The 19,472-nt window shown below is 59.5% G+C and carries 15 protein-coding genes; 8 read left to right on the top strand and 7 right to left on the bottom strand.

Translation table 11 applies throughout. The features are described from left to right. Positions 1-924, bottom strand: coding sequence for a sulfite exporter TauE/SafE family protein (locus G6L01_RS00775; protein ID WP_070163619.1), 924 nt, complete (start codon positions 922-924; stop codon positions 1-3). A gap of 269 nt (positions 925-1,193) precedes the next feature. Then, positions 1,194-5,021, bottom strand: coding sequence for a peptidoglycan-binding protein (locus tag G6L01_RS00770; RefSeq protein ID WP_081343958.1), 3,828 nt, complete (start codon positions 5,019-5,021; stop codon positions 1,194-1,196). A 405-nt stretch (positions 5,022-5,426) separates the two neighbouring features. On the opposite strand from G6L01_RS00770, the gene G6L01_RS00765 reads away from it, so the two are divergent. The 3 genes from G6L01_RS00765 (at position 5,427) to G6L01_RS00755 (ending at position 10,733) form a co-directional block, all read left to right on the top strand. Further along, complete coding sequence (locus G6L01_RS00765; RefSeq protein ID WP_070163620.1) at positions 5,427-7,220, top strand: acyl-CoA dehydrogenase C-terminal domain-containing protein; 1,794 nt, start codon at positions 5,427-5,429, stop codon at positions 7,218-7,220. Positions 7,221-7,295: 75 nt separating this feature from the next. Next, positions 7,296-8,504: an acetyl-CoA C-acetyltransferase gene (locus G6L01_RS00760; RefSeq protein WP_070163621.1), complete on the top strand. Its 1,209-nt coding sequence runs from the start codon at positions 7,296-7,298 to the stop codon at positions 8,502-8,504. 15 nt (positions 8,505-8,519) lie between these two features. Further along, positions 8,520-10,733 carry an FAD-dependent oxidoreductase gene (locus G6L01_RS00755; RefSeq protein WP_070163622.1) on the top strand — a complete coding sequence of 738 codons (2,214 nt, stop codon included), beginning with the start codon at positions 8,520-8,522 and terminating at the stop codon, positions 10,731-10,733. Between the two features lie 93 nt (positions 10,734-10,826). Here the strand turns inward: G6L01_RS00755 and G6L01_RS00750 are convergent, their stop codons facing one another. From G6L01_RS00750 to G6L01_RS00740, 3 genes are all read right to left on the bottom strand, one after another. Continuing rightward, positions 10,827-11,789 (bottom strand): alpha/beta hydrolase family protein, encoded by a 963-nt coding sequence (locus G6L01_RS00750; protein WP_070163623.1) that lies wholly within the window; start codon positions 11,787-11,789, stop codon positions 10,827-10,829. 100 nt (positions 11,790-11,889) lie between these two features. Further along, positions 11,890-12,528, bottom strand: coding sequence for a DUF6198 family protein (locus G6L01_RS00745; RefSeq protein ID WP_070164020.1), 639 nt, complete (start codon positions 12,526-12,528; stop codon positions 11,890-11,892). A gap of 129 nt (positions 12,529-12,657) precedes the next feature. Then, positions 12,658-13,638 carry a class I SAM-dependent DNA methyltransferase gene (locus tag G6L01_RS00740; RefSeq protein ID WP_070164021.1) on the bottom strand — a complete coding sequence of 327 codons (981 nt, stop codon included), beginning with the start codon at positions 13,636-13,638 and terminating at the stop codon, positions 12,658-12,660. Positions 13,639-13,807: 169 nt separating this feature from the next. Here G6L01_RS00740 and G6L01_RS00735 point away from each other — a divergent pair, with 169 nt between their 5' ends. Genes G6L01_RS00735 through G6L01_RS00725 form a run of 3 tightly spaced genes read left to right on the top strand, consistent with a single transcriptional unit; the run spans position 13,808 to position 16,053 of the window. After that, positions 13,808-14,074 (top strand): DUF6460 domain-containing protein, encoded by a 267-nt coding sequence (locus G6L01_RS00735; RefSeq protein ID WP_060716349.1) that lies wholly within the window; start codon positions 13,808-13,810, stop codon positions 14,072-14,074. 1 nt (position 14,075) lies between these two features. Continuing rightward, a complete protein-coding gene (locus G6L01_RS00730; RefSeq protein ID WP_420359824.1) occupies positions 14,076-14,666 on the top strand; it encodes a CAP domain-containing protein in 591 nt (196 codons plus the stop codon). 43 nt (positions 14,667-14,709) lie between these two features. Next, positions 14,710-16,053 (top strand): MATE family efflux transporter, encoded by a 1,344-nt coding sequence (locus tag G6L01_RS00725; RefSeq protein ID WP_071205944.1) that lies wholly within the window; start codon positions 14,710-14,712, stop codon positions 16,051-16,053. Here the strand turns inward: G6L01_RS00725 and G6L01_RS00720 are convergent. Both G6L01_RS00720 and G6L01_RS00715 read right to left on the bottom strand, forming a co-directional pair. Continuing rightward, the gene (locus G6L01_RS00720) at positions 16,029-17,120 is read right to left on the bottom strand and encodes a quinone-dependent dihydroorotate dehydrogenase (RefSeq protein ID WP_070163625.1); all 1,092 of its coding nucleotides are present in this window, start codon (positions 17,118-17,120) and stop codon (positions 16,029-16,031) included. The two genes, G6L01_RS00725 and G6L01_RS00720, sit on opposite strands and share 25 nt — an antisense overlap. Further along, positions 17,117-17,464, bottom strand: coding sequence for a DUF952 domain-containing protein (locus G6L01_RS00715; RefSeq protein WP_070164023.1), 348 nt, complete (start codon positions 17,462-17,464; stop codon positions 17,117-17,119). The genes G6L01_RS00720 and G6L01_RS00715 overlap by 4 nt, the downstream gene beginning before the upstream one ends. A gap of 452 nt (positions 17,465-17,916) precedes the next feature. Here G6L01_RS00715 and G6L01_RS00710 point away from each other — a divergent pair, with 452 nt between their 5' ends. Then, entirely contained in the window at positions 17,917-18,564 is a 648-nt protein-coding gene (locus tag G6L01_RS00710; protein WP_070163626.1) for a response regulator transcription factor, read from the top strand. Between the two features lie 223 nt (positions 18,565-18,787). Next, a complete protein-coding gene (locus G6L01_RS00705; RefSeq protein WP_070163627.1) occupies positions 18,788-19,462 on the top strand; it encodes a S24 family peptidase in 675 nt (224 codons plus the stop codon). The last annotated feature ends 10 nt before the right edge of the window (positions 19,463-19,472 follow it).

Raw genomic sequence — 19,472 nt, 5'->3', positions numbered from 1 at the left:
TCATCGGCCCGCACTCCCCACCACGATGGAATAGGCATCCTCAGGGGTCATCACCAGTTCGATGGCAAGCCGCAGGCCAACGGCCATCACCAGCAGGCCAAGCAAAGCACGCAATTGTTCGCCGCGCAGTTTCTGGCCAACCCGTACCCCGTATTGCGCGCCGATCACGCCAGCGATCATCAGCATGAAGGCCAGAACGATATCGACCGAATAATTGGCCTTGGCCTGGGCAATGGTGGTGAAGGCGCTGACGAAGATGATCTGGAACAGCGAGGTACCAACCACGACATTGGTGGGGATGCGCAAGAGATAGATCATCGCCGGCACCAGAATGAAGCCGCCGCCGATACCCATCGGTGTCAGGACGCCGACAAGGAAACCGAGCACCAGAATAGGGATGGCGCTGAGATAGATCTTCGATTTCTTGAAGCGCATCTTGAAGGGCAGCCGATGCACCCAATTGTGATGGCCGGGGCGGCGTACAGGCGCTGGCTGCTTGCGGGCCGCACGGCGCAGGGCGCCGATGCTTTCCCAGAGCATCAGTGTGCCGATGGAGCCCAACAGCACAACATAGAGGATGGAAATGAACAGGTCGATCTGGCCGAGCTTGCGCAGGGCGACGAAAATCCACATGCCGAGCGACGCGCCGAACAAACCGCCGACCAGCAGCACGCAGCCGAGCTTCAAATCCAGCGAACCACGCCGAAAATGGCTCATGGCGCCGGAAACCGAAGAGGCCACCACCTGATTTGCACCGGTGGCGACAGCGACGACGGGCGGAATATTATAGAAGATCAGCAGGGGGGTGATCAGGAACCCGCCGCCGACGCCGAACATGCCCGAGAGAAAACCAACAGCCGCGCCCATGCCGAGGATGATGAAAATATTCACCGACAGTTCCGCAATCGGCAGGTAAAGTGTCACGGCTGTCCTCGAAATGCGCCCGAAATGCCAAATTCCGCCGTCATGGCCGGAATGCCCATGACGATGCCCGTCAATCCTTACGCTATCATTCCTTAAATCCCGGTAGATTTAGGGGAGCTTGCCCAAAAAATTCTCAAGCGTCACGCATTCTAAAATCGTGACGCTCACCCGGTACCCGGCAATAATGATCATTTAAGTAGGTGTGCCTGGACAATTGTAGGAGGATTTCGTTCGCCTGCAAGGTTAAACTCCACCACCTCGACCCCGCATCAACCGTTATGGGCCAGCAAAGCCTTGACCAACTCGTTGGAAACCTTGCCGCTTGGCTCCTGGCCCACCGACGTTTGAAAGGCCTTGATGGCGGCAACAGTGCGGGCACCGAGCTTGCCATCCGGCTCACCGGCATTGAAACCGTTCTTGTTGAGAATGGCCTGGATATTGCGGACTGCCTTTTCCATGTCGACGCTGCCGGTCTTCAGGCTCTTGCCAACCCATTCATCCGGCAGGTTGACCGTGTTGGCATCGGCATTCACAGGCATTGCCTGCCATTGCTGGAGGCTCGCCTTGGCGCGGGCAAGTGCAGCAGGCTGCAAGGATCTTGCCACTTCCTCCTGCTTGGCGGCGGCGTCCTTGTCACCCTGGCTTGCGGCCAGCGCGAACCATTTATAGGAGGCTTCCAGATCCTGCTTCACGCCCGTACCGCGCGCATAGAGCACAGCGAGATTGAACTGACTGTCCGTCACGCCGAGATCGGCAGCTCTGGCAAACCATTTGGCAGCAGCGTCCATATCCGGCTTGCCATCGCCACCGGAGGCATAGAGCACGGCGAGGTTATGCATGGCGCTGGCATTGCCCGCCTCTGCGGCCTGGCTGTAAAGCCCTTTTGCCCGCGTCAAGTCGCGCTGAACGCCAGTGCCTTTTTCATAAAGCCCAGCCAGACGATATTGAGCAGGCGCCAGCCCCAGATCGGCGGCGCGCTGGAACCAGACCGCTGCCTGCGAGACATCACCCGGCAGGCCGCGCGCTTCCATATAGCGCGAACCGATTTCAAACAGGGCAGCGGGCTCGCCCGCCTTGGCAGCCGTCATCAGGGAAGCGGGCGAGAGATCGGCGGGCACCTCGAACAGCGGCTTGGCAGCCTCAGTCTTCGGGGCAGAGAATCCGGCCTGAGCCGCATCCGGCATCGGCGGTTGAGACGAGAGACCGGCGACCGTCTGGCTGCCATCCATCGGGGTGGAGGAAAGGCTGGCCTGGCCTGTCGGTGACGTCACCGGAATGACCGGCGCGGAAGATGGCTCCGCCTCCGTGCTTTCCACGGCGGGCTGGGATTGCGGTGCCTCGGCCTTGATCTCGACGGCCCGAACCGGTTGTTGCGGTGCCTGCTGGATGGAGGGTGCCTCAATGGCCGCAGAAGGTGCCAGTTTGGCAGGTGCCGATGTGGTTGGCGCTTGCTCAGCAGGAGCCTGGGCATTGCCGCCCCCAAGCGTCTTTACTGCCGATACAGCAAGGGCCGCCAGCAAAAGCGCACCGACCGCCATCAGGATTGGACGGCGATATCTGGAGAAAGCCGAGCCTCCAGCGACTTCGTCGGCAAGGGCGGTCCGGCTAGGGCGGCTGGCCCGGTCGGTTTCCTGGGCTGCTGCCTGCGCCGCCCGGCGCGCTGCGGCAATGAAATCCATCCGGTCATCCGCTGATGCCGGTTTTACGCTTGCCGCGCCAAGCGCAGGTTCAGCCGAAGCGGTCCCGGCCTGCTGACGCGCCCGGACCTTTTCCAGGATCTTGCGCACATCCGGTTTGCCGGAACCGGGTTCCAGCAATTCATTGGCCTCTTCCGGCGGCAGAATATCGACGGGGTCGATGGAAGGCGCGTCCTCGATCATCTGACGCGGGTGCGGAGCGGCAGCCTTTGCAGGTGTCGCGGTCTCGGCCTGCGCTTTTTTGATCTTCGGCTTCAGGCGCCGGCTCAAACCGGCGATCAAGCTGGGCTTCGCTACCTTCCCATCATCGCTCTGCGGACGAGCCTCGGCATGAGCGGGCGCATCGATATTGTCTCCAGCCGGAAGAAGGTCAACAACCGGTTCCACGTCGGTCTCAATGGACGCGGTCCGCTGCGCAGCCGCAACCGTCGGATCGGCGTAGTCTTCCTCACTGCTGGTCGTTGCCGTCCGGCGATCCATCTGGTCCAGTTTTTCGGCAATCTGCACCAGGGTCTGGTGCAAAGCCTCGACGGTACGGTGGCTGCGCTCCTCCCCGCCCCGGCTGATCTCTTCCAGGTGGCGCAGGTGATCGGCCAGAACGCCAAGCGTTTCGGCAATCTGGTCCTGTCCCGCCACCTGAACGGAGGTCGGGCTCTGGCGGGCATAATTGTCCATCACCGCTTCGGCGGCCTGGCGGGCAGCCTCGACGATATATTCGTCGCTGGTCGCCAGATAATCTTCAAGGGCCGCCATCCGACCTTCGATACGCTCACCCTGGCCATTGTCCGTCAAGGGTGAGGCACTGATCAGCGCCGAGAGATGCGCGATCTGCTGTTCCAGCCCGGCAATGGCGGAGCCATCGCCGGATGGCGAGGCACTCGTCTCATCCAGGCGAGCCGCGATGGAGTACAGCCGGTCGTCCAGGCTGCGCAGCAGGCTTTCATCCACCGATGATGCCACTGGCTGAGCATCAATCTGATCGATTCGCCTGCCGATCACGGCGATCTGCTCGGCCAGCTTGTCGCTCAGCGAAGCATGATCCAGCGCATCGATCTTGCGGGAGATATCGGAGAGATAGCCGGTCAGTTCGGGTTGCAGGCTTTCACGCTGCGACATTTCCAACATGCGGGTCAGATCGTCCAGCCGCTCTTCCAGCCGTTGGGCGGCCTGTTGGTGGGCCAAATCCTCGATTTTCAGCGACAGCGCTTCGAGACGGCGGTCAAGATCGCCAGCCGGAAAGCCTGCGGTCTGCTCGGAAATCAATTCCAGATGATGGGCAATGGTGGCGATCCGGTCTTCCAGACGCTCGATCAGGCGCGGATCGGTGGCTTGCCCGCCATGACGGCCTGCAACGGAAATGGCGCGGGAAATCTCGTCCAGACGGTGATCGAGCTGGCCGAACTGTTCCAGCATCGCCTGGCTGTTGGGCTCCAGATGCTGGCCGATATGCTCAAGCGCCTTGGCAATGGCAACCAGCTTGTCTTCCAGCAGCCGCACGGAGCGCACATCACCGATGGTGCCCAATTGCTGCTTGATCTCATCCAGCCGGTAGGCAAGCTGCAAAAGGTCCTGCTGGATGCGCTCAGGCGCGATGGTATCGAGCCGGGCTTCGAGCGCGCTCCAACGGGTTTCCATGGTCTGCGTGCCGCTATCGCGGGCAAGTCCGTCCATCAAAGAGCGCAATTCCTCGAAATCGGCCCGCAATGCTTCGGTTTCGGGCGCGGCGGGATGGCCGATCCGCTCCAGACTGTCGGCCATGCGCATGAAATCCTCACGCAGGCCAGCGGCTTCGCGGCTTTCTTCAGCCATCACCCTGATGTCCTGGATATCGGAGCGCAAAGCACCGATTTCACCAGCAAGGCTCTCGCTGATATCCTGGCGCAGGTCGGCGCGCAGAGTAGACAAGGCCTTATAGAAATCCGGCAGGGGCGCAGCACTCCCGCCCGCCATCAGTTGCGGCGCCAGTTCCAGCACTTGCGGCGGACGCACTGAAACACTCTCAGGCGCGAGATGTTTCGGATCATTGTCGCGGAGCGATGCGCGTCCCGGAGCAAGGGGACGTGCCGCTTCCAGCGCCCGTTGCCGGGCGCGGATTTCGGCCAACGGATCGAGCCGATCGCCAGCAACAGAAGAGGTCGCGCCAAGTGGCAGCTCTGTCGAAACCTGTAATGGCTTATCGGAAAAAGCGCTGGCTGCGGGGCGAACGTCCCTGGCAACGCCGCCGGAGATGCCATTCATCAGACCTTCGATCCGCGCCTCCAACCCCTCGATCGTGCGGCTCAGGGCATCAAGCGACGAAGCGCCTGCGGGACGAGGGTCGGCCTGACGGGTCTCCGCCTGGTAAGGCGGCGTCTGGCCGGGAGCTCTATAGCTCTGCGATGGAGACCGCTGTCCGTTCATATTCCAAACTCGCTTCGCGTTTCGGGCCTGCCCCAAGAGCTGCTCCCCTCCCCCAAACCCGGGATTGGAGGTTGCAATTCTCATCTTGAGGCGGCGCAAATCATTCCGCAGCAGAATCGGGGAAACGTGGTAAACAACCCGTTAAGAATGGCTGAGATTTTTAACCTTTTCGGTTTGGGCCTCCTATTGTGTCGCCAAACGGGAACTGCAGCGTGATATATGCACGACGGTCATCGCCCCTTTGGTCTCTGCTGTACAAATTCCTTGTTACTCTGGCCTATCCGTTGGCAGGACGCATTCTTCAAATTCACATTTTTGCGTATTGACGTTTACGCGCACGTCAATATTTTGTAAGACAGAACATCGCCGGGGAGGACGCCGGCCGCAATCTGGAGGACATTGACCATGCCCGTCTATAAGGCACCTGTCGCGGACACGCTTTTCATCCTGAACACAGTGCTGGGCCTGGAGCGCTATAACAACCTGCCCGGTTTTGAAGACGCGACGCCCGACATGATCGAGGCAATTGTCGGCGAGGCCGCCAAGCTTGCCGAAGAGCAGCTGTTTCCGCTCAATCTGTCCGGCGACCAGGAAGGCTGTACCCGCAATGCGGATGGCTCCGTTGCCGTGCCGAAGGGTTTCAAGGAAGCCTATGACGCCTATTGCGCCGGTGGCTGGAGCGGCCTCGCTGTCCCACCGGAATATGGCGGCCAGGGCCTGCCTTACGTGCTGCATGCTGCCGTTGGTGAATATATGTCCTCGGCCAACATGGCCCTGATGATGTATCCGGGCCTGACGCAAGGGGCGATTGCCGCCATTCTGGCGCATGGGTCTGACGCGCAAAAGGCCACCTATCTGCCGAAAATGGTCGAAGGCACTTGGTCCGGCACCATGAACCTGACTGAGCCCCATTGCGGCACCGACCTTGGTCTGCTGCGCACCAAGGCCGTGCCGAACGGTGATGGCACCTATAAAATCTCTGGCCAGAAGATCTTCATCTCGGCTGGTGAACACGGGATGACCGATAATATCATCCATCTGGTTCTCGCCCGTATCGAAGGTGCGCCTGAGGGCACCAAGGGCATTTCGCTGTTCATCGTGCCGAAAGTCATCGTCGGTGAAGACGGCACGCTGGGTGCCAGAAATGGCGTTTCCTGCGGCGCCATCGAACACAAGATGGGCATTCACGGCAATGCCACCTGCGTCATGAACTATGACGAGGCCACCGGTTATCTGATCGGCGCGGAGAACAAGGGCCTTTCGGCCATGTTCGTGATGATGAACGAAGCCCGTCTGGGTGTCGGCCTGCAAGGCCTGTCGATTGCCGAAGTCGCCTATCAGAACGCCGTGACCTATGCGCGGGAGCGTATTCAGGGCCGCTCGCTGTCTGGCGCCAAGGCGCCGGATAAAAAGGCCGACCCGATCATCGTCCATCCCGATATTCGCCGCGCCCTAATGACCATCAAGGCCTTCAACGAGGCAGGCCGCGCCTTCACGCTCTGGACGGCGTTGAAATCCGACATTGCCCACCGCGCCGGTGATGCGGCTGAAAAGCAGACCGCCGATGACATTCTCGGTCTGATGACGCCGATCCTCAAGGGTGTGTTGACCGACAAGGGCTTTGACCATGCTGTCATGGCCCAGCAGGTCTATGGCGGCCATGGCTATATCGAAGAATGGGGCATGAGCCAGTATGTGCGCGATGCCCGCATTGCGATGATTTATGAAGGGGCCAACGGCATTCAGGCGCTGGATCTGGTCGGCCGCAAGCTGGGCTTGAACGGTGGCCGGGCCGTGATGGCACTGTTCAACGAGATCGGTGCCTTCTGCGAGGAAAACCGCGAGAATGAAAAGCTCTCCTTCTTCACCAAGCAGTTGAAGAAGGGCCTGAACGACGCGCAGGCATCCACCATGTGGTTCATGCAAAATGCCATGGCCAAGCCCGACAATGCCGGTGCTGGCTCGACCGATTACATGCATCTCTTCGGTCTGGTTGTTCTTGGCTATATGTGGGCCAAAATGGCCAAGGCCGCCCATGAGGCGCTTGAAAGCGGGGCTAGCGACACCGATTATTACAACAACAAGCTGTTGACCGGTCGCTTCTTCATGGAAAAGATCATGCCGGAAACCGCCTTGCGCAAGTCACGCATTGAAGCGGGTGCTGACAGCGTGATGGCGATGGCTGCCGAGGCATTTTGATTGAATCTGGCTTCTCCCCACCGGGGATAAACCATTGAAAAAAATCAGGAGCTTTGCGCTCCGGGGAGAGAGACAATGACTGAAGTCTATGTTTACGACCACGTGCGCACGCCGCGCGGCCGCGGCAAGAAGGATGGCGCGCTGCATGAAGTGCCATCGGTGCGGCTTGCCGCCAAGGCGCTGGAAGCCATTCGCGACCGCAACGGCCTCGACACATCCACCGTCGATGACATCATCATGGGTTGCGTCGATCCTGTCATGGATGCGGGCGCGGTGATCCCGAAGGCTGCGGCCTTTGAGGCTGGTTATTCCACCAAGGCTCCGGGCATACAGATTTCGCGTTTCTGCGCCTCTGGTCTTGATGCCATCAATCTGGCCGCAGGCAAGATTGCCACGGGTGCGGATGACATTGTCATTGCCGGTGGCGTGGAGAGCATGTCGCGCGTTGGGCTTGGCATGTCGGGCGGCGCGTGGTTCATGGACCCTTCAGTCAACTTCCCGGCCTTCTTCATGCCGCAGGGCGTGTCCGCCGATCTGATCGCCACCAAATATGGCTTCTCCCGCGATGATGTGGATGCCTATGCGGTGGAAAGCCAGAAACGCTCCGCCAATTCCTGGGCAAAGGGCTATTTCGACAAATCGGTCGTCGCCGTGAAGGACCAGAATGGCCTGACCATTCTGGACCGCGACGAACATATGCGCCCTGGCACCGACATGCAGTCGCTGGCAGGCCTTAACCCCTCCTTCCAGATGCCGGGTGAAATGGGCGGCTTTGAAGCCGTCGGCATTCAGGCCCATCCGGAAATCGAGAAGATCAATTACGTCCACCACGCGGGCAATTCGTCCGGCATCGTCGATGGCTCCGGTGTTGTGCTTCTTGGCTCCAAGACCGGCGGCGAGAGCATGGGCTTGAAGCCCCGCGCCCGCATTCGCGCCTTCGCCAATATCGGCTCCGATCCGGCCTTGATGCTGACCGGCCCTGTCGATGTAACGGAAAAGCTGTTGAAGAAGACCGGCATGACGCTGGCCGACATCGATCTATTTGAGCTGAACGAAGCCTTTGCCGCCGTGGTTCTGCGCTTCATGCAGCATTTTGATGTGTCGCATGATGTCATGAACGTCAATGGCGGCGCGATTGCCATGGGCCACCCGCTGGGTGCTACCGGCGCGATGATCCTCGGCACCGTGCTGGATGAGCTGGAGCGGCGCGATCTGAACACCGCGCTGGTTACGCTCTGCATCGGGGCCGGCATGGGCACGGCAACCGTTATTGAACGAGTCTGATCGGGAGGGATGACAATGACCTATAAGAATTTTACCGTTGAGACCGATGCAGACGGCATTGCCCTTGTCACCTGGGACATGCCCGACAAGAGCATGAATGTCTTCACCATGGAGGTGATGGACGAAATCGAAGCGATTGTGGATGCCACTGTCGCGGATACCGCCATCAAGGGCGTGGTCTTCACATCAGGCAAATCCGCCTTTTCCGGCGGTGCCGATCTCAGCATGATCCGCGGCATGTTTTCCATGGTGGAGGAAGAACGCGCCAAGGACCCGGCCAATGCCGTGCAAAAACTGTTCGATTCCGCTGGCCGGATGAGCTGGCTGTGGCGCAAGATCGAGACCAATGGTAAGCCCTGGGTCTCGGCCATCAACGGCACCTGCATGGGCGGCGCGTTTGAGCTGTCGCTCTCCTGCCATGGCCGCGTGGTCTCCAACGGCAAATCGGTGAAGCTGGCGCTGCCGGAAGTCAAGGTTGGCATTTTCCCCGGCGCTGGCGGCACGCAGCGTGTGCCGCGTCTGGCCAATGCCCAGGACGCCCTGCAAATGATGACCACCGGCCAGACCCTGACGCCGCAACGCGCCAAGGCCATGAACCTCGTGCATCAGGTGGTTGAGCCGGATCAGCTCATTACAGCCGCAAAGCAGATGATCAAGGATGGCTTGAAGCCAGTTGCCCCCTGGGATGAAAAGGGCTTCAAGGCGCCCGGCGGCGGCATCTGGACACCGGCATCGGCCCAGCTTTGGCCAGCGGCACCGGCTGTGCTGCGCCGTGAAACCTCCGGCAATTATCCAGCCGCCCTGGCGATCCTGAAATGCGTTTACGAAGGCTTGCAGGTGCCGTTCGACACCGGCCTTCGCATTGAGCAACGCTATTTTACCGAAATCGTCCAGACCACCGAAGCCTTCTCGATGATCCGCTCACTGTTCATCTCGCTTCAGGAGCTTGGCAAAGGCGCGCGCCGCCCAGCTGGCCAGCCGAAAAGCACCCTCAAGAAGGTTGGCGTGGTTGGTGCTGGTTTCATGGGCGCATCGATTGCCTATGTCACCGCCGCCGCAGGCCTGCCCGTCGTGCTGATCGACCGCGATATGGAGGCTGCCAACAAGGGCAGGTCCGTGGCTGAAGGCCTGGTGTCGGGTGCAATCGGCAAGGGCAAGATGAGCAAGGAAGACGGCGAAAAGCTGCTGTCTTTGATCACGCCCAGCGACGATTATTCCGCGCTGTCGGATGCCGATCTGGTGATCGAAGCGGTGTTTGAAGACCGCGATGTCAAGAAGGCCGTGATCGAAAAGGTCGAGGCCGTCCTGCCGGAAGGGGCAATTTTTGCCTCCAACACCTCGACCCTGCCGATCACGGGTCTTGCCAAGAACTCCAAACGCCCTGCTGATTTCATCGGCGTGCATTTCTTCTCGCCGGTCGAGAAAATGATGCTGACGGAAGTGATCCTTGGCAAGGAGACCGGTGACAAGGCACTGGCGGTGGCTCTCGACTATGTGGCGGCGATCAAGAAGACGCCAATTGTCGTCAATGACACCCGTGGCTTCTTCGTCAACCGCTGCGTGCTGCGCTATATGGCGGAAAGCTACGACATGCTGCTGGAAGGCGTGCCACCGGTGATGATTGAAAATGCCGCGAAATTCGCCGGCATGCCGGTTGGGCCGCTGTCCCTCAACGATGAAGTGGCAATCGATCTGTCCTACAAGATCCTCAAGGCGACCATTGCCGATCTCGGTGAGAAGGCCGTGGACCCGCGCCATATGGAACTGGTGGCCCGGATGGTCGAGAAGGAAGAACGCTTTGGCCGCAAGAACGGCAAGGGCTTTTACGACTACCCCGCCAAGCCTGCCAAAAAGCATGTCTGGCCGGGCCTGAAGGACTTTTATCCGCAACAAAAGCCGGATGACGTCAACGTCAAGACCCTGCAAGAGCGTTTCCTGGCAACCATCGCCCTGGAAGCGGCCCGCACCATGGAAGAGGGCATCGTGGTTGATCCGCGCGAAGCCGATGTCGGCTCTATCCTCGGCTTCGGCTTTGCCCCCTATACCGGCGGCGCACTGTCCTACATCGACGGCATGGGCGTGAAGACCTTCGTGGCCCTCTGCGAACGGCTGGCCAAGGACTACGGCCCGCATTTTGCACCCACGCCACTGCTGAAGGAGATGGCGCAGAAGGGCGAGACCTTTTACGGGCGGTTTGATCCCTATGGGGCTGTGAAGACAGCGGCTTGAGGTAAAGGGCTTACTCTCAAAACGATAAGGGCTGGCGGCAACGCCGGTCCATTTTTATAACTGGTTCGGTCGCCAGCCAGCAACGCCCGCTCTCTACAGATGTGCTTTAAAGAAGGCCACAATCTGCTTATTCAGGTCCTGATGAAAAGCTGCCCGATCAAAACCCGGTCTATCCGTGCAAAGCTCTGGGAGGCTTTTGACCAGTTCTGCGGGGCAGATGGTCAAAAATGCAAAATGTTCAGAGTTTGGCACGGTATGAAAGTCAGGTTTGTCAGGCAAATTGCTAGCAACAGTCAGAAGGTTTTCCGGCGACACACCATCTCCGCCATATTGAGAGCCCCACATCTGGATGGGTGCAGTGACATTCTGCACGCTGCTTGGCGCTGAAAAAAAACTGCTGAGTGGATCAGCGATCACAAAAGCTTTGATACGCGGGTCATGTTGCAAGGCCTGTTTTGGCAATGAATTCTGGTTTGCGTGATCACAGGATGCTGCATTCTGATCTTGGCACTGCGAAGGCAAGCTTCGAAAATCCGGGTTAGCCCCTGCCAGAACAAGCCCGGTATATCCGCCTCGGGAAAATCCGAAAAAGCCGATAGACTGAGGATCAATCCTGGCCGCGTCCGGGGAAGAACCAAGCATGAAGTCAATGACCCGCTTCACGTCCACTGGGCGACTGATCAGAGCCTTGAGATTATGCTGTCTCTGTTTATTTGCAGCGGTATCGTCAGGATGATTGATCGCCACAACGACAAATCCCGCATCCGCCAGCGCCTCTGCTGTGTCATGATGGCTGAGATTGGTGCCGCCGAAGCCATGGGAAATTACGATCAGTGGTCGATTTTCTCCCTCAACCGGACAGTCTCGAACCCCTGGAAGAACAAAGGGGCCAGCCTTGATCTCTCCATCTGGCTTTGCACAGGGGGACCACTCAACAGCTTTCAGCATTGGGCCTTCTGCGTCGGCCGAAATCTCAAAGGACTTCAAACCCGCACTATTCGCCTGCCCAGCGGTCAAAATAAGCACCGCAGCAAGCAGAAATCTCCCAACCCTCATGGCACCCCTCCAACACGACCCACAACCCTGGACTGGTAGTCACGACATTTAGAGGACGAGGTCAAGACGGAAGGCGGAGTAGTGCATCCTGTTTTTCATATCACCGCAAAGCAATGTACCGATCCGACCGATGGTTGATCAGCACGAACACATTCAGCACCACAGCCCCGATAATCGAGCAGCCGACCACCCATGGGCTGACCACGGTAAATGCGAGGGCCATGACCACAACGTCAAAGGCCAGTTGCACCAATCCCGCCTGGATGCCGAAACGGTCCTGGACGAAGACCGCGAGGATGCCGATACCCCCAAGGCTCGCGCGGTGGCGGTAGAGGGCCAGCAGGCCGAAGCCGAGCAGGAGACCTGCGAGGATGGCGCCCCAGACCGGATTGATGCTCTCGATGACGATGAAGCGGCTTTCGATTTCGACGAGAAACGAGGTCAGCGCCACAGCGACGAACGTTTTCAGGGTAAAGTCCCAGCCGACCCGCTTGATGGAGAGAATGTAGAAAGGCATGTTCAGCAGGAAGAACACCAGGCCAAAGCTCCAGCCGGTCCAGTAATGGATGACGAAGGCAAGCCCCGCCATACCGCTGGTGACGAGGCCTATCTTGGCAATGAGAAAGAGGCCGAGCGCCGAAATCATCGTTCCGCAGATAATACCCTGTATATCCTCGGCCCGGTTGTGACGGGCGGGATTGTCGTTCCAGATGCCGAACAGATTGCTCATCAATGCCATCACCATTCTCCATCCGGACAGGCGGATTTTTCCGCAGCTTCGTCCATCAAGATGCCTGAAATCCGGCAGGTTTCAAGCGGGTTGCGTCAGCAAGACTGACCTATCGACAAGATCGCAATATTCGGTCTTTCAGCCCGTCTTGGCCGCAATAAACAGAATGCCTTGAATGGGTTTTCCGCCATCCATGCGAATGATCTCCTGCTGGCTTTCAAGCAGGGTAAAGCCTTTGGCTTCCAACTCGCAAACAACATAGGCCTCGCTATGTTGGTAGCGCAGCGATTGCGCCAGGCTGAAGCTCTCCTCGCCCAGCTGTTTTTCGACGGAAAAGGCGAAATAGCCGCCCCGCTCAAGAAGATCCGCCGCCAGCCCAAAGACGCCGGACAGAGCGCCAAGATACATCAGCACATCGGCTGCCGTCACCAGATCTGCTCGTCCCCTGCCCTCGCCCTTTGCGGGTCCAAACAGACCGCAGGCGTCCGCATCAAGCGACAAATCCGCCACCGCCAGATCGTCGTAGATCTGTTTTTCCCGTGCCTTGGCCAGCATGGCCGAGGATAGATCGTAACCCTCAAGGTGCTCGACCCATGGCCGCAGTTCGATACCCAGCAGGCCGGTGCCGCAGCCGAAATCCACAGCGCGGCGATAGCGTCGGTCCGCGCCACCGATCCGTGAAATCATCGCCGCCAGCTTTTTCGGCACCCGGTAGTCCAGCTTGTCCAGGAGGGCCGTGTCGAAGCGGTCGGCATAATCGTCAAACAGCGCTGCCACATAGCGGCTTGGCGGCTTTTCGGGCATGGCTTGCGCGCCGATCAGCACCAGTTTCAGCCCGGCAGCAAAAATATCCTCGGGGTCGAGTGCCAGCACCTGCCGATAGGCATCCGCTGCCGTCTCGATCAAGTCCGCCTTAGCCCGGTATTCCCCCAGGAGAAACCACCCCGCCACCCATGCCGGTGCGAGTTCCAGCGCCTGTTCCATCAGCTCTGCGGCAGCGGCGTGATCGCCACTTTCCGAGAGCATCCGGGCATAATCAGCGCGGCGGTCAGCGGTGATATCGCCGGAAGAGCGTTGTCCAGGAGAGAGATGACCAAAGGCGGGCTGAATGCCGTGCATGGATGTCGAACGATCCTCAAAATACGATTGCGGAGCAATGGAGCAAGCCTTGAAAAACGCAAGCGGAATCTTGTCACCGCCAACAACAGCCTTCATCGCGCTTGCACCGCCATAATCCAATGCTTATGTGGGCCTATGCTCACAGGAGCGGGAAACAGGAGACTAGGCCATGACCGATGGCGTGAACAGATTTCTGGGCGATTCGATTGGCCGAACGATCATCAAGCTGCTCGTCGTTTCGGTGATCGTCGGCTTTGTCATGCGGATATTCGGCATTTACCCTTATGATATCATCGAGGGTATCCGGCATTTCGTCCTGGATATCTGGCACAAGGGGTTTGCGGCCTTAGGCCAGTTCGGAGACTATCTGCTGCTGGGCGCCAGTATCGTCATTCCGGTTTTCATCCTGATCCGGCTTCTCAATCTGCGGAAATAACATGCGATCCATATCCAATCCGATGCCGCAGCCTGTCTCTATGCCACAGTCAGGTCGCCGTGAGCTTTTGGCGCTGGGCGGCCTTGGCCTTGCTGCCCTGCTGAGCGGCTGCGCCACGCCGGCGCTCAAGCCATCCTCCCCTTCAGATGTTGAGGACGAGACCGCCGCTTTCCTGCCGATGGTCAACGCACTGCGCCAGAAAAACGGCAAGCCGGCGCTGGTCAGCGATCCGCAGGCCGCCAAGGCCGCGATGTTCCAGGCCAATCGCATGGCGCAAGCCGAGAAAATGGCGCATCTGATCGGCATGGGCGACAGTTTCGGGGCGCGGATGCGCTCGGGCAATGTCCAGCTTCCAGCCGCTGAAAATGTCGCCATGTTGCAGCAGACGGCAGATGCCGCCATGCAGGCCTGGATCAACTCGTCCCATCATCTGGAAAACATGCTCGGCCCCTATCACGGGCTGGGCGTGGCCGTGGCGCGCATACCGTCGCGCGGCAACAAGCCCTATTGGGCGATGGTTCTGTCCGGCACGCCGCGGCCGGAGAGCGAAATGGGACCGCCGCCAACTGGCATTCGCTTAAGAATCGGGTGATAAAGGGCTTCGGCGGGCCGTTCCTCGCCTGCTGGAGCCTTTCATGACCATCGCCAATCCCCCTGACCGCGCTTTTCGTGTGACCCATCGCGGCGTGCTGGCCATCGCCCTTCCGATGACCATTGGCTACATCACCACACCGCTTCTGGGCATTACCGATACCGCCGTGATTGGCCGAACCGGCGAAGCGGCAGCGCTTGCAGGCTTGGCAATTGGCGCCGTGCTGTTCGATCTGGTGTTTGCAAGCCTCAACTTCCTGCGCGCCTCCACCACCGCCTTGGTGGCCCAGGCCCATGGCCGTCAAGATACGCGCGACCAGGTGGCGGTGTTCTGTCGCTCCATGATCCTGTCGGTGGCGATAGGGCTGCTGCTATTGCTGCTATCTCCCTTGCTGCTCAAAGCCGGGCTGGCGCTGATGGGGCCACAGGGACGGGTGGCGGAGGTCACGTCGATCTATTTTTCCACCCGCATCCTGGCCGGGCCGCTGACGCTCGCCAATTTCACCATCATGGGCTTCATTCTGGGGCGCGGCAAAGGCTCACTGGCGCTTGGCCTGCAAATTGCGCTGAACGGCGTCAATATCCTGCTTTCGATCTATCTTGGTCTTCACCTTGGCTGGGGCGTGTCCGGCGTCGCCTGGGGGGCCGTGGCCGGGGAAGCCACCGCCACGCTGGCGGGGCTGGCGATCATTCTGGCCCGCACCGACAAGGCGCTGTTTCCATCCCTCACCGAATTGCTGGATCGCAACAAGCTCGCACAACTGTTCGCGCTTAACCGTGATATCCTGATCCGCAGCTTCGTGCTGCTGGCCGCCTTCACAGTATTGACCCGGATCGGCACCGGCTTTGGCGCCGTGACCCTTGCCGCCAATGCGCTGCTGATGAATTTCTTCATGATCGCCTCCTTCTATCTGGATGGCATTGCCAATGCCGCAGAACAGATTGTCGGTCGGGCCGTCGGCGCCCGCTATCGCCCCGCCTTCGACCAGGCCGTCAGGCTCACCAGCCTCTGGTCCTTCGGACTGGCGCTCACCAGCCTGCTGTTTTTCCTCGGCGCAGGTGGGGCGATCATCGACATGATGACGACGGCGGAAGACGTGCGCCGCGTGGCGCGCGAGTTTCTGCCCTGGGCTGCCATGACCGCGATGACAGGCGCACTGGCCTTCCAGATGGACGGGGTCTTCATCGGGGCCGCCTGGTCCAGCGACATGCGCAATATGATGCTGGCGGCCTTTGCCGGCTATCTTATCGCGCTGGCGCTGTTCGTGCCGCTGCTTGGCAACCATGGACTATGGCTGGCGCTCAACCTGTTTCTGGCATTTCGCGGCCTGTTTCTTTTGCTGCGGCTCAAAAGCCGCCGCGATCAGACCTTCAGCGCCCGCCAGTAATCGACCCTGCTGTCACGCAGCTGCGCAATCGAGGCAACGCCATCGCGGTCCAGCGCCTGTGACAGGCCCTTGACGATGGCGGCGGGCAGGCCCGGCCCTTCATACACCATGCAGGAATAGAGCTGCACCAGATCGGCACCGGCCTTGATTTTCTCCAGCGCCGTCTGCGCCGAGGAAACACCACCAACGCCAATGATCGGCAGGGCCGGTCCAACCCGGTGACGCATGCGCGCCAACACCGCCGTCGATTTCTCGAACAAGGGCTTGCCCGACAATCCACCCGCTTCGCTCGCCTGCCTTTTATCCGTCAGGCCATCACGCGACAGCGTGGTGTTGGAGACGATCAACCCATCCAGATCGCGGGCCAGAACCACTTCGGCAATGTCATCCATGCCTTCCTCGGTCAGATCAGGGGCGATCTTCAGGAAAACCGGCACCCGGCGGCCCGCCTTGGCCGCTTCATCGGCGCGGGCGGCAAGCACCGCGTCCAGCAAGTGACCGAGACTATCCTTTGCCTGCAAATCTCGCAGGCCAGGCGTGTTGGGCGAGGAAATATTGGCGGTGAAATAGCTGGCCAGCGGATAAAAGCGCCGAATGCCCGCGACATAATCGGCAATCCGGTCCTCGGAATCCTTGTTGGCGCCAATATTGATGCCGACCACGCCCGGCCTGCCAGCTCGCGCCGACAGCCTGACAAAGGCAGCCTGATGCCCTTGATTATTAAATCCGAGCCGATTGATGACGGCCTCATCGCGGACCAACCGGAAAATCCGGGGCTTGGAATTACCGTCCTGCGGCTTCGGCGTCAGCGTTCCCACTTCAGCAAAGCCGAAGCCGAGACCCAGCAATTCGTCCGGCACTTCAGCATTCTTGTCATAGCCTGCCGCCATGCCGAGCGGGTTGGGAAAATGCAGACCAGCGACGGTCTGCGCCAGGCGGGGATCGTCCGGCAGGCGGCATTTCGGCATCAGGCTGGTTTTCAACCCGGCAATCGACAGGCCATGGGCGGTTTCGGCATCGAACAGAAACAGGCCCGGGCGGGCAAAGCGCTTGAACGGATCGATCATGCCATCTCCTCCGGAAACTGGTGCAGGCCGTCTTCTCCAAGCGGCAGCGGCTTTTCCCATAAAACAGCGGAGAGCGACAAGGGTGCATACAGATGCGGAAACAGCGTGCCGCCGCGTGAGGGTTCAAATATCAGGGCCGTCCCCAACGCCTCTCCATCGACCGCGACCAGCAACAGGTCCTGCTGTCCGGCAAAATGCAACCTTGCGGTTTCCTTGGCCTGGGCAGCGGTGGAAAAATGGATGAAACCGTCCTGGAGATCGATTGGCGCACCGGCAAACACACCATCGGCACGGGCCTTTTGCCAGAGGGCGTCGGCCACGATCTTGTAAATTGCATTTGCCATGATGTCATCCTTATCGCGATCTTGGGACACGAGCGCTCAGCCGGTTTGCCCCAACATCAGCGACTTGTCCACGCCAGACAGCATCGGGCGGTGGAAATGAACCGAATTCATCACAGGGGCATGGCGCTGGCCTTAAACAACACTCCTGGAGCGACTGATATCGATATATCAGAGCACGCTCAGTCCATCGTTATGTTTCGCCATCGCCATTTTCGGCTTGATTTATTATTCGCCTAAAGCAATCTATGGTGTTATGCCAGATCCGACCTATCCTTATGGCTACAATACTATCCTGCATCCTTTAGCTGGGTATTGAAGCAGAGGATTGGGTGATCGGAAGGTACCACGGCGTTCTCGCTTGCACAAAGAGCGAAACAAACGTTAAAATGACATGCCCCGGCGACAGACGCGGGCGGTGCTGCACAACGAAAGCTCTTGGGAGGGGGCAGACGATGGCTGAGCAAACAATCATTATCGCGGACGATCATCCCTTGTTTCGCGGCGCGCTTCGGCAAGCCGTGAGCGGCATGGACGGCAGGCAGGACATTGTCGAAGCTGGCGATTTCGAGGCGGCACGACTGGCGGCGGATCAGCATCCGGATGCCGATGTCCTGTTGCTCGATCTGGCCATGCCCGGCGTCAGCGGCTTTTCCGGCCTGATGGCCTTGCGTGCGGAGTTTTCCAGCCTGCCGATCATCATCTGTTCGGCCACCGACGATTGCGCCACGATCCGCCGCTCGCTGGAACTTGGCGCTTCGGGTTTCATTTCCAAATCCTCCGGCATCGATGACATTCGTACGGCAATCCAGACCGTGCTGAGCGGCGATATTTTCACGCCTTCATCCTATGTCGAGGATCAGGAACAAGACCCTGAACTGGCCGATATCATGGCACGGCTGCGGACACTGACCCCTCAGCAGAACCGGGTGCTCGGCATGTTATGCGAAGGCTTGCTGAACAAGCAGATCGCCTATGAGCTCAGCGTGTCCGAAGCCACGATCAAGGCACATGTCTCCGCCATCCTGCTCAAGCTCAAGGTCGATAGCCGAACCCAGGCGGTGATCCAATTGGGACGGCTTAATATGGCCATGGTCGCTTGAGGGCAGGACTGGCGTTAATCCTCCACGCCGGAGCCGATCTGCCCACTGTCCTCCGTCCGCATCGCCATAGCATGGGGAGAGTTGGGGCTTGGGCGCGGAAACGGCAATAATCGAGGATTTTATTCCTCCAAGATCTTTACTCTCGACCACATTTGGCCGATATATGGCGAGGTGGGTCGAAGCCGTTTGTCGACGGCTGACAAATGCCGGGGTTTGGCGGGATATGCTTTCACACGAGACAATCTGGAATGCGATTGACCGGCTTGCCGAGCAGTATCATTTGACGCCGTCCGGGCTGGCGCGAAAAGCGGGTCTGGACCCAACCTCGTTCAACAAGTCCAAGCGGGTCGGGCCGGATGGGCGCATGCGCTGGCCATCGACCGAATCCATCGCCAAGGTGCTGGAAGCAACAGGTGCGCGGATCGATCAATTCGTCACGCTGATCGGCAACGACAACCATCAGGGCAATTCCGTTCACGACATATTGCCGGATGGCAATTTTCCGCCGCAGATCGGCACTATTCCGCTGCTTGGCTTGGCCCAGGCGGGCTCGGGCGGATTCTTCGACGATGGCGGCTTTCCAGCCGGACAAGGCTGGGATCTGGTGGATTTGCCGACCTCCGCCAAGCCGGGCGTCTATGCCCTGGAAATTCAGGGCGACAGCATGAAGCCGCTTTATCGCGATGGCGACATTCTGATCGTCGAGCCGGGTGCGCCTGTGCGCCGGGGCGACCGGGTTGTCGTCAAGACCTGCGATGGCGAGGTCATGGCAAAGGTGCTGGGCCGTCAGACGGCACGGGCCGTCGACCTCATTTCGATCAATCCCGACCATCCGAACCGGGTATTGGATATGCAGGACGTCGAATGGATCGCCCGAATCATCTGGGTCAGCCAGTAGGAATTATTTG

The organism is Agrobacterium vitis (assembly GCF_013337045.2).
In the GTDB taxonomy this organism is placed as follows: domain Bacteria; phylum Pseudomonadota; class Alphaproteobacteria; order Rhizobiales; family Rhizobiaceae; genus Allorhizobium; species Allorhizobium vitis_B.
The sequence above is the reverse complement of the archived record's forward strand: the minus strand, read 5'-3'. Positions and strand labels throughout refer to the sequence as shown.